17 protein-coding genes are annotated in these 20,450 nt (G+C 46.5%); 6 read left to right on the plus strand and 11 right to left on the minus strand.

Going from position 1 to position 20,450, the window contains the following annotated elements:
- Window positions 1–4 precede the first annotated feature (4 nt).
- Both ABY044_RS04015 and amt read left to right on the plus strand, forming a co-directional pair.
- Window positions 5–2,452: a methyl-accepting chemotaxis protein gene (locus ABY044_RS04015; protein WP_373018414.1), complete on the plus strand. Its 2,448-nt coding sequence runs from the start codon at window positions 5–7 to the stop codon at window positions 2,450–2,452.
- Window positions 2,453–2,654: 202 nt separating this feature from the next.
- A complete protein-coding gene (amt, locus tag ABY044_RS04020) occupies window positions 2,655–4,490 on the plus strand; it encodes an ammonium transporter (RefSeq protein ID WP_373018416.1) in 1,836 nt (611 codons plus the stop codon).
- 131 nt (window positions 4,491–4,621) lie between these two features.
- Here amt and metE read toward each other — a convergent pair whose 3' ends face one another.
- Window positions 4,622–6,970 carry a 5-methyltetrahydropteroyltriglutamate--homocysteine S-methyltransferase gene (gene metE, locus ABY044_RS04025; RefSeq protein WP_373018418.1) on the minus strand — a complete coding sequence of 783 codons (2,349 nt, stop codon included), beginning with the start codon at window positions 6,968–6,970 and terminating at the stop codon, window positions 4,622–4,624.
- A gap of 109 nt (window positions 6,971–7,079) precedes the next feature.
- Here metE and ABY044_RS04030 point away from each other — a divergent pair, with 109 nt between their 5' ends.
- The 3 genes from ABY044_RS04030 to ABY044_RS04040 all read left to right on the plus strand — a co-directional run bounded on the left by ABY044_RS04030 (window position 7,080) and on the right by ABY044_RS04040 (window position 10,822).
- Window positions 7,080–7,976, plus strand: a complete 897-nt coding sequence (locus ABY044_RS04030; protein WP_373018420.1) for a LysR family transcriptional regulator — start codon at window positions 7,080–7,082, stop codon at window positions 7,974–7,976.
- Between the two features lie 95 nt (window positions 7,977–8,071).
- Window positions 8,072–10,183 (plus strand): ATP-dependent DNA helicase RecG, encoded by a 2,112-nt coding sequence (recG, locus tag ABY044_RS04035; protein ID WP_373018422.1) that lies wholly within the window; start codon window positions 8,072–8,074, stop codon window positions 10,181–10,183.
- Between the two features lie 69 nt (window positions 10,184–10,252).
- Window positions 10,253–10,822: a chorismate lyase gene (locus ABY044_RS04040; protein ID WP_373018424.1), complete on the plus strand. Its 570-nt coding sequence runs from the start codon at window positions 10,253–10,255 to the stop codon at window positions 10,820–10,822.
- Here the strand turns inward: ABY044_RS04040 and ABY044_RS04045 are convergent.
- Window positions 10,787–11,860, minus strand: a complete 1,074-nt coding sequence (locus ABY044_RS04045; RefSeq protein ID WP_373018426.1) for a hypothetical protein — start codon at window positions 11,858–11,860, stop codon at window positions 10,787–10,789. The genes ABY044_RS04040 and ABY044_RS04045 overlap by 36 nt on opposite strands.
- A gap of 89 nt (window positions 11,861–11,949) precedes the next feature.
- Between ABY044_RS04045 and ABY044_RS04050 the strand changes: the two genes are divergently transcribed.
- Window positions 11,950–12,456, plus strand: coding sequence for a hypothetical protein (locus tag ABY044_RS04050; RefSeq protein WP_373018428.1), 507 nt, complete (start codon window positions 11,950–11,952; stop codon window positions 12,454–12,456).
- A 2-nt stretch (window positions 12,457–12,458) separates the two neighbouring features.
- On the opposite strand, the gene ubiA is transcribed toward ABY044_RS04050, so the two are convergent.
- From ubiA to ABY044_RS04095, 9 genes are all read right to left on the minus strand, one after another.
- Complete coding sequence (gene ubiA / locus ABY044_RS04055) at window positions 12,459–13,310, minus strand: 4-hydroxybenzoate octaprenyltransferase (RefSeq protein WP_373018430.1); 852 nt, start codon at window positions 13,308–13,310, stop codon at window positions 12,459–12,461.
- Entirely contained in the window at window positions 13,310–13,561 is a 252-nt protein-coding gene (locus tag ABY044_RS04060) for a hypothetical protein (RefSeq protein ID WP_373018432.1), read from the minus strand. The genes ubiA and ABY044_RS04060 overlap by 1 nt, the downstream gene beginning before the upstream one ends.
- A gap of 20 nt (window positions 13,562–13,581) precedes the next feature.
- Window positions 13,582–14,946 carry a bifunctional UDP-N-acetylglucosamine diphosphorylase/glucosamine-1-phosphate N-acetyltransferase GlmU gene (glmU, locus tag ABY044_RS04065; protein WP_373018434.1) on the minus strand — a complete coding sequence of 455 codons (1,365 nt, stop codon included), beginning with the start codon at window positions 14,944–14,946 and terminating at the stop codon, window positions 13,582–13,584.
- A 192-nt stretch (window positions 14,947–15,138) separates the two neighbouring features.
- Window positions 15,139–15,573, minus strand: coding sequence for a F0F1 ATP synthase subunit epsilon (locus ABY044_RS04070; RefSeq protein ID WP_373018436.1), 435 nt, complete (start codon window positions 15,571–15,573; stop codon window positions 15,139–15,141).
- Window positions 15,574–15,579: 6 nt separating this feature from the next.
- Complete coding sequence (atpD, locus tag ABY044_RS04075; RefSeq protein ID WP_373018658.1) at window positions 15,580–16,962, minus strand: F0F1 ATP synthase subunit beta; 1,383 nt, start codon at window positions 16,960–16,962, stop codon at window positions 15,580–15,582.
- A gap of 29 nt (window positions 16,963–16,991) precedes the next feature.
- Window positions 16,992–17,855 (minus strand): F0F1 ATP synthase subunit gamma, encoded by an 864-nt coding sequence (gene atpG / locus ABY044_RS04080; protein ID WP_373018438.1) that lies wholly within the window; start codon window positions 17,853–17,855, stop codon window positions 16,992–16,994.
- 15 nt (window positions 17,856–17,870) lie between these two features.
- Window positions 17,871–19,412 (minus strand): F0F1 ATP synthase subunit alpha, encoded by a 1,542-nt coding sequence (gene atpA, locus ABY044_RS04085; protein ID WP_373018440.1) that lies wholly within the window; start codon window positions 19,410–19,412, stop codon window positions 17,871–17,873.
- A gap of 15 nt (window positions 19,413–19,427) precedes the next feature.
- The gene (locus tag ABY044_RS04090; RefSeq protein ID WP_373018442.1) at window positions 19,428–19,964 is read right to left on the minus strand and encodes a F0F1 ATP synthase subunit delta; all 537 of its coding nucleotides are present in this window, start codon (window positions 19,962–19,964) and stop codon (window positions 19,428–19,430) included.
- An 11-nt stretch (window positions 19,965–19,975) separates the two neighbouring features.
- Complete coding sequence (locus ABY044_RS04095) at window positions 19,976–20,446, minus strand: F0F1 ATP synthase subunit B (protein ID WP_373018444.1); 471 nt, start codon at window positions 20,444–20,446, stop codon at window positions 19,976–19,978.
- Between the last annotated feature and the right edge of the window lie 4 nt (window positions 20,447–20,450).

The raw sequence follows: 20,450 nt of genomic DNA on the forward strand, positions 1-20,450 counted from the left end.
CGTCATGTCGAAAACCAACAATCATTCGGGCTTTATATCCAATCTCAAGATGTCATCAAAACTGGCCATTGCGCCGGTTTTCGTTATTACACTCATGGTCTTGATTGGTGCAATCACTTACCTGAACTCCAACAAAATATATGATGCGGCAACCGGGGTAAAACAGACCGCGATTCCGGTAGTCAATCTGTCTACCGACTTGCTTAAGAACACTCAGCAGGCGCAGATTTTAATTACCAATTACCTATTGAGCCACGATGAAAAATACGGCAAAGAACTACGCCTATTGAAAGAGCGTGCGGAGTGGTTACAGGAAGAGCTAAAAACCTATCCTCTACGGGAAGAGGAACTTGCACTGCTCGCCAATATAGAAGAAGCCAACAAGGCGTATTTCGGACTTTCCATCAATAAGATCATGCCCAAGGCGATCAATTCGCTAGACAAATTGAATGAGGTCACCAACGAACTTGCACCGGAAGCGGTATTGCAACTGACCAACCTTAGCCGCTACTCTAATGAAGAGATCAGTAAGGAAGCGAACCTGGCAATCAAGCACTTCAATATTGCCCAGCAATACACCTTGCGTTACTACACTTCGCACAACATCTCCGACTTCCGCCGTATCGATCTGGAAATCATGGCGCTTAAAGAGGTGCTCGGTATTATCGAAGCTTTTCCATTGGATCGGCAGCAAAAAGGCTGGGTCAAAAAAGCTTACATCAACGTCAACAAGATCAACCGCGCTTTGTTTAGATTCAAAATGGATCTTGAGACCCTCGACACGATGGTTGATAAGAGCCTGGTCGAAATCACAACGAATCTGATCGATAGCTCGCAACGTCTGCAGGAAGAGATTTGGGGCATGACTCGAAACGACACTCAGCAGATTCAAACCAGTGCCGATACGTTGATTCAGACAACCCTGATTGCCACGCTGGTCAGCCTGTTCCTATCCCTGCTAATCGTGTTTTATATCTCACGCAAAGTGAATGCACCGATCGAACAACTTAAAAACACCATTGTCGAAGTTCACCATAGCGGCGACTTCTCTAAACTCACGAACATCCGTTCGAATGACGAAATCGGGCAAATGGCAATGGCATTCGACGAAATGTTGAAAGTGCAGCATGACGCAATTGAAGAGATTAAAACGGTTATGCACGACATGGCCGAAGGGGTATTCGATAATCAAATCCAAACGGATTTGGTCGGTGACTTCGACGAAATGAAACAAAACATCAACCGTTCGGTCATTCAGATCCAATCGATCTTCAGTGAACTCAACAACGTCAACCAGGCTTTGTCGGCCGGGGATTTCTCCAACCAAATTGAATTGGAGCTTAACGGCGAATTCGAACGTGCCGCCAACTCCGTGAACCGTACGGTCGACCTCTTAAACGGATTCGTCACCGAAACCAATCTGGTCATGCAGGCCGTCAGCCAGGGTGAACTGCACAACCGTATCAGCATCGATTTACCTGGACAGCTTGATACCATGAAACAAGCCATCAATGAAACCATTGATACCATTGCTCATGCGATCGACGACATCAGCCGTGTCACCCAGGCGCAATCGGAAGGTGATCTGACTAGTGTCATTACCACCGAGTATTCCGGGCGCTTTGGCGACTTGACCAATGCAGTCAACCAATCGATTATCGGGCTCTCCACCATCGTGCAAGACGTCCAGCAATCCGCCGAAAGCGTCTCGCTCATCGTCGGTCAAGTATACGAAGGCAGCAACAGCCTTTCCGGACGCACTCAAGAACAAGCGGCCAGTCTGGAAGAAACCGCCAGTGCGCTCGAAGAAATTACCGCAACGATTCGCTCAAATACCGAATCGGCGCAAGACGCCAACCAAATGGCTCACAATGCACGCGATAAATCTCAGGCCAGCATGGAAGTGGTTCAACGCGCACAGGAGTCCATGTCGCAAATCACCGAGTCCAGTCATAAGATTGCGGAAATCATCGGCTTAATCGACAGCATTGCGTTCCAAACCAATCTACTGGCTTTGAACGCAGCCGTTGAAGCGGCACGTGCCGGAGAACACGGTCGAGGTTTTGCCGTCGTGGCAAGCGAGGTTCGAAATTTGGCGCAAAAATCGGCAGAAGCCGCAAACACGATTAAGAGCTTGATAGAAAACAGCGTAAACCAAGTTCAATTGGGTGAAAAACAGGTTGCAGAAACCGGCAATACCTTAAACGACATCAATCAAGCCATTATCGAAGTCGCCAACATGATTGAGTTGATTGCCAAAGGCTCTCTAGAGCAACAACAAGGGATAGAGCAGGTCAACGCGGCCATTACCAGCATCGACCACATTACCCAGCAAAACGCCGCCCTAGCGGAGGAAACTTCCTCGGCCTCCACGCAAATGCAGGATGAGTCGGAAACGATGAAACAAACCATGGCCTTTTTCAAAGTAACCGATCAAAGGCGACTGACCTAAGGTTAAATTTTATAAACCTACCTGGCAAAACACCTTAACAGAACGGTTTTGCCAGTATTTAGTGCACAACTCACCACCTAATTACAATTTATAATTGTATATAAAACCATAATCTAAATATCAATCTGATAAATAAATAAAAATTACTTAAGGCTTAATTTTTGCTTATATAGCATTATTTATCGTCAAAAGTTGTGCCGCTATGAGTGATCAACCAATTGATATTCTGTGGGTTTTAATCAGTGCCGTGCTCGTGGCCATGATGCAACCTGGGTTTACGGCTCTAGAAGCTGGGGCCACACGCACCAAAAACTCGATCTCGACTGCTATTAAAAACGTCAGCGATTTCTTGATTGCTTTCATGATTTTTGTCATCGTCGGTGTCAGCATCATGCTGGGCAGCAGTTACAACGGAGTCATCGGCTGGAGCCCGGTATTCTTCTATCAATACTCCTTATCCGACTTGGTACTCACCCTATTCCATGCCATGTTCGCATCAACTGCGGTCACGATTATTTCCGGCGCGATCGCCGAACGGACCAAATACGCATCCTATCTGCTTATCGCCGTCATCGTCTCGCTGTTTATTTACCCAGTACAAGCACACTGGATCTGGAACAATGACGGCTGGCTGGCGCAAATGGGCTTTATCGACTTTGCCGGTTCCACCGTCGTTCATTCGGTCGGCGGCTGGGCGGCACTGGCCGCAATCTTAATTATCGGCCCCCGACTTGGGCGTTTCGATGAAGGTGTTATCAATTTTGAACAGTCCAATCTCGCCTACAGTGCACTCGGCGTATTCTTAATCTGGCTTGGCTGGATCGGTTTTAACGGCGGAAGTGTTTTAGCGCTTAACCAGACAACCGGTCTCGTCATTTTAAACACTCTAATTGCAGGTTCGATTGGCGGTCTGGCTGGCTTAATCTTCAGCAGAATGTTTACCGGTTACTATCAAGTCGTCGACATCATCAACGGCGTACTTGCAGGCTTAGTCGCTATTACCGCTTCGGCACACCTGGCTTCTCCGCTTTCGGCTATCCTGATCGGATTCATAGGATATGCCGCCTACCATATCGGGAAGCACCTACTGGTAAAGTGGCGCATTGACGATGCCATCGAAGCCGTTCCGGTGCACCTATTCGCCGGGATTGCCGGAACTTTGGCGATTCCATGGTTGGTAACGGATGTCGACTTTTACGAACAACTTAAAGTACAGGTCCTCGGTATCGTCGTTGTTGGCGCGCTCTCTTTCTGCACGACTTACATTCTCTTGAAACTGGTCAACCATTTCTACAAACTGCGCGTTTCCGAAGCAGGCGAAATACTCGGATTGAATATGAGCGAACACCAGGCATCAACCTCGATGTTCGATCTGGCCAGAGCGATGAATACCCAAGCGCAGGAGCAGGACTTCTCAAAGAAGATCATGGTTGAACCACATTCCGACGCTTCTTTGATAGCAACCTACTACAACCATGTTACCCAGGCTTTCAATCAGCTCAATGCCGAAAAAGAAGCGTTGATCGAAGAGACCTTCCACATGGCGAACTACGATCAACTCACCGGATTAGCCAAGCGAAGGCTCTTGGTGAACGAACTGTCTCGCTCGCTCGAACGTTTAAACAGGCAGCCGCAAATGAATGCCCTGCTGTTTATCGATTTGGACGGGTTTAAACTGATTAACGACGAATACGGCCATGACGCCGGTGATATTCTTTTGAAAGAGGCGGCGCTTCGAATTCAGTCCGTTATTCGCAAAACCGACCTTGCGGCGCGATTTGGCGGGGATGAATTTGTAGTCTTGCTAGACAACATTCAAAACGAAAGTTTTGCCGCCGAAGTCACCGACAAGATCATCAATGCCGTCAAACAGCCTATCTCTTTACCGAATAATGAAGAAGGTTTCGTCAATGCATCCATCGGCCTGAAAATCTTTGACCAGGAAATCAGGCTATCGGTGGATGATATCCTCAACCAGGCGGATAAGGCGATGTATGTCGCTAAACGACGAGGCAAAGGACAATGGGTACTGGCTTAATCGAAAATAAAATTAAATGCGTCTCTTTCGAACAAGCCGTATTGAGAAAGGCCGGTTGTTGAAACCGGCCTCAAGATGGTGAGAGGCTATACCGAATCAGAATTGAAGCACGGTATAGGGGATATTCAACCTCAAACGCCTTTAAGGCAATATTGCTGTCGCAACACTTTAGCCGCTTTGACCATATTAACCAAAGCCGCTTCCGTCTCTTGCCAACCACGGGTTTTTAAACCGCAATCCGGGTTGACCCATAAGCGCTCTTCGGGAATATTCTCGGCGGCCTTTTCAATCAAACCGACCATTTGATCCACTTCGGGCACATTCGGAGAGTGGATGTCATATACGCCCGGACCGATTTCATTTGGATATTCAAAATCCACAAACGCCTGCAATAATCCCATATGTGATTTCGACGTTTCGATCGTAATCACGTCGGCATCCATGTCGGCCACCGCTTCGATGATATCGTTAAATTCCGAGTAACACATGTGAGTATGAATCTGAGTCGAATCCTTCACCCCCGAGGTTGTCAGCCGGAAAGAGTTTACCGCCCAATCGAGATAATTCCGCCACTCGGATTTTTTCAGCGGCAATCCCTCTCGTAACGCCGCCTCATCAATCTGAATCATCTCGATACCGGCTGCTTCAAGATCCAAAACCTCGTCCCTCAACGCCAAAGCGATCTGATTGCATGTCTCATCTCTGGGTTGGTCGTCACGCACAAACGACCACTGCAGCATGGTCACCGCCCCCGTCAACATACCTTTCATGGTTTTATCGGTGAGGCTTTGCGCATATTGCGACCAACTGACGGTCATAGAGTTTTCACGTGAAACATCTCCGAAAATGATCGGCGGTTTCACACAGCGCGAACCGTAGGACTGCACCCATCCGAAGCGGGTAAAGGCATAGCCGTTCAACTGTTCGCCAAAATACTCCACCATATCATTGCGTTCCGGTTCTCCGTGCACGAAGACATCCAGACCGATACGCTGTTGACGCTCCACTGCATCGCGGATTTCCGCCTGCATTTTTTCAACATACTGCGTTTCGTCCAGTTCGCCGGACTTAAACAACTTGCGAGCGTGTCGAATTTCTTGGGTTTGCGGAAAAGAACCGATGGTTGTGGTCGGAAACAGCGGCAGATTGAATTTTTCTTTCTGTATAACCACTCTTTCCACATAAGGTTTTGCCCGGTTTAATGCGATTTTATCAAGCCCGGCATAACGCTCCCGGACCTTTTGATCATGAACCTTAGAAGAATTCCGGCGCGCCTCTAACGCCGATTTGTTCGCTGCCAACGCCTGTGCGATCGTTTCGTCATTCAAGCCATTCTGCAACGCCTTGGACAATACATTCACTTCGGCCAATTTCTGTTTGGCGAAACTCAAATAATTTCTTAATTCGGAATCCAGAGCATCTTCCAACTCTAAATCGACCGGGGAGTGTAAAAGCGAACACGACGGCGCTATCCATAAACGCTGTTTGAATTTTTCTTTTGCGGATCGAGCTTTTTGCAAAGCAAACTCGAAATCGGTTTTCCAAATATTACGACCTTCGACCAAGCCTAAAGACAATACCTTTTCCGCAGATAAGTTTTCGACCACCTCTTCCACTTGATCTGCACCACGAACGGCATCGACATGCAAACCGTCAATATCCAAACCGCTGACTAAAGCTAAATTATCACCCAAGTTATCGAAATAGGCCGCCAACAATAATTTCAAGCCCGATTTTTTCAAACCTTGACCCGTTCCATAGACTTGATTAAAGGCTTCTTTCCAACTTTGCTCCAGTTCCATAACCAGTATAGGTTCATCAATCTGAATCCATTTCACTCCGGATTCCGCAAGCAATCGAAATACTTGCTCATACACCTCAAGCAACTGAGGTAATTTTTGCAAACGTCCGCCCTCTAAGCCGCTTTCCTTTGCCAGATACAAATAAGTTAAAGGCCCGATCAAAACCGGTTTTAAAATAGCGGCATCCCCAACCAGGTCTTTTGCTTCCCGCAACTCGTCGAATAAGCGCGTGTCGGTCAATTTGAACTCGGTATCAATCTCCAGTTCCGGCACGATGTAGTGATAGTTGGTGTCGAACCATTTTTTCATATCGCACGCATAATCGGCTTTAGAGCCGTGACAATTGCCACCACAGCAACTTTGAACATCGTCGCTCGGGGCTCGCCCGCGAGCCATGCGAAAGGCCACTTCCAAATCGTACTTTTCCTGCCTGAAGCGCGAAGGAATCGCCCCCAACAACGTGCTCATATTCAACATCTGGTCGTAATAAGCAAAATCGTTCACCGGCAATAAATCAATACCGGCGTTCAATTGCGTCTGCCAATTCTGTCGGCGAATTTGTGCCGCGATTTGCGCCAACTCCTGTTCGGTTTTTTCACCTTTCCAGTAAGATTCAACGGCGAATTTCAATTCTCGTTTTTGTCCTATTCGGGGGTATCCCAGATTATGCGTTGTCATGTCGTTTTCTCTCTATATTTAAACTAGTCGTGTTTATTGAAGAGGGATGATAGAATTCGATTAATATGAAAACAAACGATTAATTTTCACATTAATATGAAATTACTTCATGATAGAGCTAAAACACCTTAAAACCATTCTCGCCTTAGCGGAACAAGGCAGCGTCAATAAAGCCGCCGATCTTCTATACATGACGCAATCGGCGCTTTCACACCAGATTAAACAACTGGAAAGCCAGCTAGGGCTTAAACTGTTCGAACGCAAAACAACCCCAATTCAGTTCACGCCTGCCGGTCAAACCTTGTTGAAAACCGCTCAAGACGTCCTGCCCAAACTGCAACAGACCGAAACGATCCTCCAAGCCCTTGAACAAGGGGAACAAGGCCGGCTATTCATCGGCGTAGACTGTCATACCTGTTTTGAATGGTTACTACCGATGTTGCGCCAATATCAACAAAAATGGCGTGGCGTAGACCTGGACATTCTTAACTCATTAAGCGACCGCCCCCTTAAGAAACTCCAACGACAGCAATTGGACCTGGTTATTACCTCGGATCCCGAATCGATGTCGAACCTTAAGTTTGATCCCCTGTTCAGTTATGAATTAGTGTGTGTCCTGCCGCAAAGCCATTCGCTTACCGGAAAAGAGTGGTTGGAACCCGAAGATTTCAGCGACGAAACGCTTATCGCTTATCCGGTAGAACAAAAGAAACTGGATGTATTCCGACGTTTTTTGGAACCGAAAGGCATCAATCCTAAACAAATTCGTCATTCGGAACTGACGTTAATGATGCTGCAACTGGTCGATTCCGGCAGAGGATTGTGCGTTCTGCCCAAATGGCTGATCGAAACCCAGCCCGAATTCAACCACCTGCCGACACGAAGCTTAGGAAAAGAGGGCTTATGGTCGATCCTCTATGCCGCCACCCACATTGACCTGCATGATCAACCCTATATACAGGACTTTATTCGGCAAGTGGCTGATAAAATGGCGCTGTCGCCTTAATCCGGGGAAGTTCGGAGCCGGCGTTAACGCTGCAAATAGCAACGGGCCCGGTGGTTTTTGATAGAATCTTTACATCCATTAATTTGACGACTTAAATGTTAGCCAGCTATCCAATTGAAAATTTAAAAGGCGTCGGCCCGAAACAGCTGGAAAAACTCCAACGTCTCGGGCTGTCCACGGTTCAGGATCTGCTGTTCCACTTGCCTCTGCGCTATCAGGATAAAACCCGCATCACCCCGATGGAAAACATCTTTATCGGCCAGGAAGCGTTAGTCGAAGGCGCCATTGCTTCCCAACACCTCACTCGCAGTCGACGCAGCAGTCTGTTGGTTAAAATTCAATCGCCGTCCGGCGACTTTCTGACGTTGAGATTTTTTCACTTTCATTATAGACAGGCTCAGCAATTCACGCGCGGCAAGACCTTGCGTGTATTCGGCGAGGTGCGCAGCGGTCCTAACGGTTATGAAATGGTGCATCCGAGTTATCAATTCATTGACCCGATGAACCCGCCGGAACTGGATGATACTTTAACGCCGACTTATCCCACCACCGAAGGATTCGGGCAGGCCAGTCTACTAAAGCTGATTCAGCAAGCATTGGCTTTAGTGAAACAGTATCCGCTTGAAGAGTTGTTACCCGATGAATTATTGACTGCGGAACACCTGCCTAACCTTAATCAGGCAATCATGACGTTACACCGCCCACAGCCGACGGACGACTTAAGTGCGATCAAACGTTTCGAACATCCGGCGCAGCAACGTCTGATCATTGAAGAACTGATCAGCCATCAGGTCGGTCTGCAGCAACTTAGGCAGATGGAAAAGCAACGCCTTGCCCCCAAGCTTCCACCAAGCCAAATGGCCAATGAATTAATCGCTTCTTTACCGTTCACATTAACCTCGGCGCAGCAACGGGTTCTACGGGAAATTCATCATGATCTGTCCCAGACCCACCCGATGCAACGCTTGGTTCAAGGGGACGTCGGTTCCGGTAAAACCATTGTCGCGGCGCTCGCGGCGATTCAGGCAGCCGAAGCCGGATATCAAGTCGCCATTATGGCTCCTACGGAAATTCTGGCCGAACAGCACCGCAATGCTTTTTCGGAATGGCTGGAACCTCTGGGAGTCGAAACCGCCTGGCTCAGCGGCAAAATGAAAGCCGCAGAAAAACGCTATATGCTCGGCAAAATCGAATCGGGTGAAGCCAAAGTAGTGATTGGTACCCATGCCCTGTTTCAGGAAGCGGTCAATTTTAACCAACTCGGATTAGTTATCATCGACGAACAACACCGTTTCGGAGTGCATCAACGCCTCTCCCTGCAACAAAAAGGCCACCAGATCGTACTCGAAGGCGAAACCGAAAGGGCAAATGAAGCGGTGGAAGTCCACCCTCACCAGCTGATCATGACCGCCACGCCGATTCCAAGAACCTTGGCGATGACCGCTTATGGCGATCTGGACCTCTCGATCATCGACGAACGTCCTCCGGGACGCCAAGCCATCGATACCGCCGTGCTCAGCAATGAAAAACGCATGGAAGTGATGACGCATCTGGCCGAACGCTGCCATCAAGGCGTACAGGCATACTGGGTCTGCCCGCTGATCGAGGAGTCGGAACTGTTGCATGCCCAAGCGGCGGAAGTAACGGCGGAGCAATTTCGCAGTTACTGGCCCGACCTGCGCACAGGGCTCATTCACGGGCGTATGAAAAGCGACGAAAAAGCCGCCGTGATGAACGCATTTAAAACCCACGAACTTGACCTGCTGGTGGCAACTACAGTTATCGAAGTTGGCGTCAATGTTCCGAACGCCAGTTTGATGATCATTGAAAATGCTGAACGATTGGGCTTGGCACAGCTGCATCAGTTACGAGGACGCGTCGGCCGAGGCAGCCTTAAAAGCCACTGTGTATTGCTCTACCAACCGCCCTTATCGGAAACCGGCAAAGCACGCTTACAGATCATGCGCGACACCGACGACGGCTTTAGAATCGCCGAAGAGGATCTGAAAATCCGCGGTCCGGGCGAAATTCTAGGCACACGACAAACCGGCGGATTACAATTCCGGATTGCCGACTTGAGACGCGATGCGGAATGGATTCCTTTGGCGCAACGCTGGTCGGAACAGTTGGTCGAATCGTATCCGCAAACCGTCGATAAACTCCAATCCCGCTGGATTGGCGAAAAAATTGAATATCAGCACGCTTAAGCACGCTAAGATACGATTAAAATAGCCATTAACAAACACCTTACAAACTGACCGGCAACTGATTATCCTATGCACTGGAAACCACAGCAACTCATTAAACGCTTGTCCCCTTCGCCGTCAATTCGCTCATGGTTACTGACACCGGGTTCTTTAACGCAAAGAATTCGTCAAGTCTGTCCGGAAATGCAAGTTGAAGTACTGTCCGAGGCTTGGCAGATTCCGCTTCGCAGCGAAGCCCTGGCGCTAAACCTGCCCATTCAAGAAAAGGCGTGGATTCGTTGCGTAATGTTAAAGTGCGGACAGCAGGATTGGGTCTATGCACGCACCGTGATTCCCCAAATGACCACCGAAAATCCCTGGCATTCGTTGCAGACGCTTGGCGATAAGCCCCTCGGTGAGGTCTTGTTTGAATTGAAAAATTTGGAACGAACTGAATTTGAATTGAATAAACAACCCATTGAAGCTTGGCCTTTGCTTGCAGAAAGAACGACAATTTCGTCACAAAATCACTGCTTTGCTCGACGTTCGTTATTTAGACAACATCACGCTCCGCTGCTGTTAACCGAAGTCTTTTTACCGGAAATCTTCGATAGCGAAAACGGATTAAGGCGATTGGAAAAATCGCATCTCAAGCATTAACATTAACGTCCAGTCGGCTTGTTTAAAATCATTATCCTCGGAATAGGTCACACCGGGCTGTACCTCGAAATAAAGCCAGTTCTTATACGCCCGTTCCCGCCAGTTAACACTGGCACCGTAACCGGTATTATGGACACCGACACCTTGCGTGTCCCAACTGAGCCAAGTTTGATAAGTAAGCAGACGGTAAGAATTCAATTGCTGATAAAGCAAAAGTTGTTCGGTCAATTCGTAATAACCATCTTGCTGCCACCAAGTTCCGTTGCTCTGGGTACGGAACAGAAACTCCTTATCAAGCCGTTTGTCGAATACAAGCTTGGAATTCAAACCCGGTCCGGCGAAACGCTCCCAGAAAACATCCTGCCCCATTCGTCCAACCCAGTTTGATCTCAAATTCCACTCATAACGTTTTTTAAGCCGAATGTAAGGATCCGGTTCAACCGTATTTTTAAAATTCATCCCGAAATCCAACAAGGTCGCCAACTTGTTGAAATCCTCCAAAGCGACCTGAAATCCGAAGGAAGCCGTTCCCTCTTCCTCAATCACTTCTCTCGCCAGGTCGTTATTAACCTGACCTTTAACACTGGTGTCCTCGGTTGTAATCAAAAGATGCCAGCGACGTTCGATTTTAGGTAAGGCAAATTTCGCACGCAGACGCATCGACATTTCAACCTGCCCGGAATCATGAAATGTCATCGGAGTCATGATATCCAAACGACTTCCTCTGGAACGCTCAAAGGCTTCTTCCGTCCCGAAATAGTCGTCGATACCTTCCGTGGTGCTCTGAACGTGCGAACCGAGCCAGACTTGAAACTGTTCCAAAGATTCCAGGCCTTGATTTAGCCAAGTATTGTCAATGCCGTCTAACAGGTAGAATTTGTCCCTTTTTGGCACTTCCTCCGGCTGTTCATTGTCGCTAGAAGCGTTCTGCTGTAAATCGCTAGAATCGACGATAGCCAAAAGCTGAGGGGCAGACTCAGAAAAGGTCGTCTGTAGATCGATTGAGTTAGGTTCGGAAGGACTGGCATGAACAGCCATGGAGACGATTATTCCACCAAATATTCTTAGGCAGTTTATAATGATATTTTTTGTCCAACCTAACAAAATAACACTCCCGAACCCCATTTATGTCAGATGCAATTTCTCAAATCCAAGCTTCTTATAATCCTCTAGAAGATAGAATACTCTTAAAGATAAAGACACTCAATCAACAAGTGTATTCCGCTTGGATTACGAGACGCTATATGCGCCTATTGATTCCCGCACTTCAAGGCCAACATCCGCAAACCGGTGAAGCCCTGTTTTCTTCGGAACAGTCCATTGCAAATCAAATGCGCTCGGAAGCCGCACAAGTTGAAGGTGATTTCGATACCGGCTACCAAGAACCGGAAGCACCCGAGTTTCCGTTAGGACAGGAGCCGATTCTACTTACTAGAATCACCTTTAAAGAGTTGGGAAGCGATCATCCGGAACTGAATCTAGAGCCTGAAAGCGGCCCGGGAATCGGGTTGCCGTTTCAACCGGACGTGCTGGGCATTTTGTTGAAAATTTTCAGCCAGGCGCTGAATTCGGCAAATTGGCAATTGGATTTGGAACCGATTCTACAGCTGCCTAAAGACAGCCGTCTGCAATAAAACTACAACGCTTTATCGATTACAATCCCAATCAACACTGCCAATCCTATCCAATGATTTTGCAGGAAGACCCGGAATGCAATATCGGAATCGTTTTTCTTCAACTGGAAAAAATGAGTGATAAACGCAACGGCCACCACGCCTAAACTGACATAATAAGGCCAGCCTAACGTAAATAATTCGGCCATCCACAGCAACAACAACCACATCAATAACTGAAATAACGCGATGATCTCCGGGGTATAACGTCCGAATAAAATGGCCGTGGACTTAACGCCAATCTTAAGATCATCCTCTTTGTCGCCCACCGCGTAAGCAGTATCGTAGATCAGCGACCAAATCATGGTGGCAGCAAAAACCGGCCAGACCTGCCAAGGTAATTCATTTTGAACGGCGGCAAAAGCCATCGGAATCGCCCACGCAAAGGCGGCTCCCAGAAAAGCTTGTGGCCAATAAGTATGACGTTTCATAAACGGGTAAAGCGCCGCTAAAGCAACCGCAACAAAAGACAAAACGATCGTCAATACATTCAACGTTAAAACCAAACCGAACGCAATCAAACACAGCACGGCAAAGAACAGAAGCGCTTGTTTTGCAGAAATTTCACCGGTAGCCAACGGGCGCCGACATGTACGCTGTACATGACCGTCAAAATTTCGATCGGCGTAATCGTTAATGACGCAACCGGCCGAACGCATCAGCACGGCACCGGCAATAAACACAATCAACAACCATAAGTTCGGAAAACCGTCTGAAGCGAGCCATAAGGCCCATAGAGCAGGCCATAATACCAAATAGATACCGATAGGGCGGTCTAGGCGTGTTAACGCGATATAGGCTTTTATTTTATTCATTAAAGGTCTGTTACGATTGTCTGAATTTCAGTAAAAGCACCCGGCGTCATTTCCAGCTGCGCCTCCGCTTTGCCTTGGATTTCTTTATAGTGAAGCCAAACCGAATGGCTCAATTTGCTCCAACGCATGACATAACCCCAACCAACCAAATGTGCTTGACCGGCATCCTGCCCTTGCAATTCCCAATCATGACTTGGTAAAACTTGTTTCAAAGGCTCGGCTAGAGCAGGGTTGAGACTCATGAAACGCACAATACAATCTCCATTGCCGTCTATTTCTTGCTGGGTTTTGCCCAACCCTTGATGGTCAGCTGTTTAGAACGACTTAACGTCAACTCCTCGGCCGGTACTTCTTTAGTGATCGTCGAACCGGCACCGATGGTTGCACCGTCGTTGATTTTAACCGGTGCGACTAATTGGCTATCTGAACCGACAAAAACCCGATCGCCGATTTCGGTCAAATGTTTATTAACACCGTCGTAGTTACAGGTAATGGTGCCTGCCCCTATATTCACCTCTGAACCCATCAAAGTGTCGCCGATATAACTTAAATGATTCACTTTGGAACCTTGGCCGATCTTAGCCTTTTTGATTTCGACGAAATTTCCAATTCGGGCTGAATCAGCTAATTCGGTACCCGGCCTTAATCGAGCATAAGGCCCGATCGCACAATTCTGGCCGATTAAACAATCTTCAAGATGGCTGAATGGATGAATGACCGTTCCTGAGGCGATACTCACATTTTTAATAAAACAATTCGCCCCGATAGAAACGTTATCACCGATTCGATTGTCTCCTTCAAAAATGACATTCGCATCGATCGTCACATCCATACCGACGTCAACTTTCCCGCGAATATCCAGGCGAGCTGCATCGATCAACGTCGTTCCCCGCTGCATTAGCTCTTCCGCTAAAACCCGCTGATATTGGCGCTCTAAACCATGCAATTGGCTTTTATCATTGACGCCCAATACTTCCAATTGTCGTTGCGGTTGAGTGGTATGTACCGAAAAGCCGTCAGCGACACACATGGCGATAATATCGGTTAAATAATATTCACCCTGTGCATTATCGGATGATAAATTAGACAACCATTTTTTTAGATACGTTCCGTTTACCGCCATAATTCCGGTATTAACTTCATTAATCGCTTTTTGCTCGACACTTGCATCCTTCTCTTCGACGATTGCCTGAACCTGAAAGTGCTGATCTCGAACAATACGGCCATATCCACTTGGATTTTCAAGACTAATCGTCAATAAGGACAATGGATGATTGCTATCTACCTGGGTGAGCAAATCCTGTAACGTCGATAATGAAGTTAACGGAACGTCGCCATAAAGAATCAAGACGACATCGTCGTCATTATAAAATTCATTCGCCTGTACCACAGCATGCCCAGTGCCTAATTGCTTTTCCTGCAAAGCGAATACCAATCCTTCACCTTTCACTGTCTCCCGAACCAATTCGGCACCATGCCCAACCACTGTAATGACTTTAGCCGGATTCAATTGTTCTGCCGTATCAATCACGTGTTGCAATAAAGCTTTATGAGCAAGAGGTTGCAGAACTTTTGGTAAAGATGAACGCATACGGGTACCCTTACCCGCAGCTAATATAACGACCTTTAAGGACATACTTGTTCCTATGGATTTTAATAATTAGATTGTTTAATTATAGTGCTTTTAAATAATGCCTTGGCGAAAACCATCTACAACCCAAAACAATAATTTAATGAGTTGCTTTTGCCTTCAGCACCAATGAATTATTTAAAAACTCTAGAGAAAAAAAAAGCGCCACAAGGGCGCTTTTTTCACAAAGATTAACAATTAAGCCAACCCAGTTTTATGCAAACGATCTCTTAGTTTAGAAATCGCTTGAATTTGAGCAACCGCTTCCGCTAACTCAACTTGAGCACGAGCAATGTCGGTCTCTGATTTAGCGTTTTCCATTGCTTCTTCAGCACGCTGTTTAGCCGCTTCAGCTTCAGCTTCATCAAGATCCGCTGCACGAACTGCAGTATCGGCCAAAACCGTTACTACACTTGGCTGGATTTCGATAATGCCGCTGTTGACGTAGAAGTGTTGTTCTTCGTCACCGCTAACTACACGAACTGTTCCAGGTTTTAACTGGCTAAGGAACTGGGTATGGTGAGGCATAACACCAACCTCACCATCGGCAGCCTGTGCAAAGAGCATCTCTGCTTTACCAGAAAAGATCTCACCTTCTGCACTTACAATATCGACTTGCATTGTGACTGCCATGATCAATTAACCTTTATATTTTTTAGCTTTCTCTAACACTTCGTCAATGTCACCAGCATACATGAATGCCTGCTCAGGAACATCGTCAAGCTCACCAGAGATAATCATTTTGAAACCACGGATGGTTTCTTTCAATGGGACATAACGTCCATCTTCACCAGTGAAAACCTTAGCAACGAAGTAAGGCTGAGAGAAGTAGCGCTGCATCTTACGAGCACGAGCAACTAGAGAGCGATCTTCTTCAGAAAGTTCGTCCATACCTAGGATTGCGATGATGTCTTTCAACTCTTTATAACGCTGAAGAGTCTGCTGTACACCACGTGCAACGTCATAGTGCTCTTGACCAACAACTTGTGGGTCTAGCTGACGTGAAGTTGAATCCAAAGGATCGATCGCAGGATAGATACCTGTTTCAGCAATCGCACGGTTCAATACAACTGTTGCATCCAAGTGAGCGAACGTAGTCGCAGGAGCAGGGTCAGTCAAGTCATCCGCAGGTACGTATACGGCCTGGATAGACGTGATAGAACCAGTCTTGGTTGAAGTGATACGCTCCTGAACCTGACCCATTTCATATGAAAGGGTTGGCTGGTAACCTACCGCAGACGGCATACGACCTAACAATGCAGATACTTCTGTACCGGCAAGAGTATAACGGTAGATGTTATCTACGAAGAATAGGATATCACGACCTTCGTCACGGAAGTATTCAGCCATTGTAAGACCAGTCAAAGCAACACGTAGACGGTTACCTGGTGGCTCATTCATCTGACCGTAAACAAGAGCAACTTTATCAAGTACTCCTGACTCTTCCATTTCATAATAGAAATCGTTACCTTCACGAGTACGCTCACCTACACCAGCAAATACTGAGTAACCTGAGTGCTCGATCGCGATGTTACGGATTAATTCCATCATGTTAACGGTTTTACCAACACCGGCACCACCGAATAGACCAACTTTACCACCCTTAGCGAAAGGACAGATCAAGTCGATAACTTTAACACCTGTTTCCAACAATTCCTGAGATGCCGCTAGCTCGTCAAAAGCTGGAGCTGCACGATGGATTGTCATTTTTTCTTCTGTTTCAACAGGGCCTGCGTTATCGATCGCATTCCCTAGAACGTCGAAGATACGACCTAGTGTTGCTTTACCTACTGGTACAGAAATCGCTGCACCAGTATTTTTAACCGCCATGCCACGCTTCAGACCGTCAGATGAACCCATTGCGATTGCACGCACTACGTTATCACCAACCTGTTGCTGAACTTCAAGAGTAAGATCTAGTTCATCAACCTTTAACGCGTCATAGATTTTTGGTAAATCAGCACCTTTAAATTCGACGTCGATGACCGGGCCGATAATTTGTACTATTTTTCCACTCATAATCTTTAACCTTTTATTGAAATACTTCAAACTTAAACAGCGGATGAACCACTAACAATCTCAGAAAGTTCCGCTGTGATTGCAGCTTGACGAGCTTTGTTGTAAGACAATTTCAACTCGTTAATCATTTCACCGGCGTTGTCTGTTGCATTCTTCATTGCCATCATACGAGCACCCTGCTCACAAGCAGCGTTTTCAACAACGGCACCAAAAACAGTGCTTTCAACATAGCGACGCATCAATAAATCCAATGCGGTTTTAGCATCAGGTTCATACAAATAATCCCAATACGTTTCGCTATCTGACTCAACAGACTGAAGAGGTACTAACTGCTGGATATTCGGGTTTTGTGCCATCGTGTTGACGAATTCGTTTGAAGCCAAATATACTTCATCGATCTCACCCGCATCAAACTTGTCTAAAACAACTTTGATGGTACCAACTAAGTCCTCAATATGAGGCGTATCACCTAGGTCAGAAACTGCAGCTACAACATTACCACCGTAACTACGGAAGAATGTTTTAGCTTTATTACCAACCAGAGCAAGCTCAACCTCAACACCTTGTTCTTTCCACGCCTTAAGCTGTGGCAAAGCCTTACGGAATAAGTTTGAGTTTAAACCACCACATAAACCTCGATCAGAAGAGATGACAATCAATGCAACACGTTTAACCGTTTCACGAGTCTGAGTATAAGGATGCTTATACTCAGGATGTGCACCGGAAACGTGTTCGATTACTCTCTTCACTTTTTCGACGTATGGTTTGGTAGCTTCCATGCGAGCTTGCGCTCTACGCATTTTAGAAGCCGCCACCATTTCCATGGCTTTGGTGATTTTCTTGGTATTTGTTACGGAACCAATTTTGGCTCGTATTTCTTTACTACCGCCTGCCATGGCCTACCCCTTATCTTAGTAAACGCCGTTTGCTTTGAATGACTCGATACAAGCTTTAACACCTGTTACGATTTCATCATCCCAACCACCTTTCTCATTGATCTTGGCGGCTAGTTCAGCATGTTCAGAGTTTAGGGAGGCATGTAACGCAGCTTCAAAATCTAGTACTTTTTCAACTTCGATGTCGTCTAAGTAACCTTCGTTTGCAGCATATAATGACGTTGCCATCTCTGCGATAGTCAAAGGTGAATACTGCTTCTGCTTCATCAACTCAGTTACACGCTTACCACGTTCTAGCTGTGCTTTAGTTGCAGCATCAAGATCTGATGCGAACTGAGCGAAAGCAGCCAATTCACGGTACTGTGCCAAGTCAAGACGAATACCACCACCCAATTTCTTGATCGCTTTAGTCTGAGCAGCACCACCAACACGTGATACAGAAAGACCAGCGTTCACAGCAGGACGGATACCTTGAGTGAACAATCCAGTTTCAAGGAAGATCTGACCATCAGTGATCGAAATTACGTTAGTCGGTACGAATGCAGAAACGTCACCCGCTTGAGTTTCAATAATAGGTAGAGCAGTCAAAGAACCGGTCTTACCTTTTACTTCACCGTTAGTGAATCTTTCAACATAATCTTCGTTTACACGAGCAGCACGCTCAAGTAGACGTGAATGTAGATAGAAAACATCACCAGGGAAAGCTTCACGTCCAGGAGGACGACGTAGCAACAATGAAATTTGACGGTAAGCCTGAGCTTGCTTGGTCAAATCATCATAAATGATCAATGCATCTTCACCACGGTCACGATAGTACTCACCCATCGCACAACCAGCATAAGCTGCCATGTACTGAAGAGCAGCAGGATCTGAAGCGTTAGCAGCAACGATAACTGTGTTATCCATTGCGCCGTATTCTTCTAGCTTGCGAACAACGTTATTAACGGTTGAAGCTTTCTGACCCATTGCAACGTAGATACATTTAACACCAGTGTTTTTCTGGGAAATGATCGCATCGATAGCAATTGCAGTTTTACCAGTCTGACGGTCACCGATGATCAACTCACGCTGACCACGACCAACTGGAATCATAGAGTCGATAGACTTAATACCGGTCATCATAGGCTGATCAACAGACTTACGATCGATAACACCAGGAGCGATACGCTCGATTGGTGAAGTGATCTTAGCGTCGATTGAACCTTTACCATCGATTGGACGACCCAAAGCGTCAACGACGCGGCCGTTAAGTTCAGGACCAACTGGTACTTCTAAGATACGACCAGTACAAGTGACTTTGTCACCTTCTGAGATGTGCTCATATTCGCCAAGAATAACCACACCAACAGAATCACGCTCAAGGTTAAGCGCCATACCGAAAGTGTTTTCGTCGAATTGAACCATCTCACCATACATTACATCTGACACGCCGTGAATAAGAGCAATACCGTCAGCGATGCTAACGACTGTCCCTTCACTGCCAGACTCTGCAGCACCATCAAAACCTGCGATGCGGTCTTTAATTAGGTTACTGATTTCAGAGGCATTCAATTGCATGTGTGTTCCTCTCCATTATTGGGCGATTGCTGCGCCAAGTTTGTTAAGTTGTGATACTGCTGAACCATCGATGGCCCAGTCGCCGACTTTGATTTTGATACCAGCGATTAAGCTTGGATCTTCCTCATAAGTAATCTCTACTTCGGCATCAAACTTAGCATTTAAAGCAGCACTTAATTTTTTCTTCTGCTCAACCGTAGCTTTACGCGCTGAAATAACCGTCGCTCTTACACGTTTCTCTTCCTGTGCTTTCAACTCTTCAAAAGTTTCTGAAAGTGCAGGAAGTGCGGCTAAACGTTTATTTTCAGCCATTACAGTTAAAAGGTTTTTACCTTCAGCGGAAAGATTCGCTCCCATTACAGATTCAAATACAGAAACTATATTTTCATCCGTATAAGATGGGTTGGCCATCATTGCTTGCATTGCTTCATCTGAAGCAATAGTCGCTAGATTTGCCAGCTCGTCCGACCACTCTGTTAGCTGATTTTTTTCCTTTGCAACCGCAAAGGCAGCTTCAGCATAGGGTCTTGCAATTGTCATTAATTCTGCCATAGAAGTTTTCCTTAGATTGATTTAACTAAGGTTTCAAGCATGTCATTGTGTGCTGATGCATCAACTTCTTTCTGAAGAATCTTTTCTGCACCAGTTACAACCAAAGAAGCGACTTCTTTACGAAGATCTTCTCTTGCACGACTAACTTCTTGCTCAATTTCTGCTTGGGCGGCAGCTTTAATACGGTCAGCTTCTTCGTTTGCTTTTACTTTCGCATCTTCTACGATTTCAGAGCTACGCTTTTCAGCTTGACTTAGTATGTTTTGAGCTTGAGCTTTAGCTTCCTTAAGCACTTCTTTTGCTTTTTGTTCGGCTAACTCAAGTTCATGCTTACCTTTCTCAGCGGCAGAAAGACCGTCAGCGATTTTCTTCTGACGTTCTTCCATTAGCTTAGACAGCGGCCCCCACAGCACTTTGTTCACAAACCAGACTAATAGCACAAATGCAATAATCTGGATGAGAAGCGTTGCGTTAATACTCACAGTG

Source organism: Thiomicrorhabdus sp. (assembly GCF_041583835.1).
Classification (GTDB): domain Bacteria; phylum Pseudomonadota; class Gammaproteobacteria; order Thiomicrospirales; family Thiomicrospiraceae; genus Thiomicrorhabdus.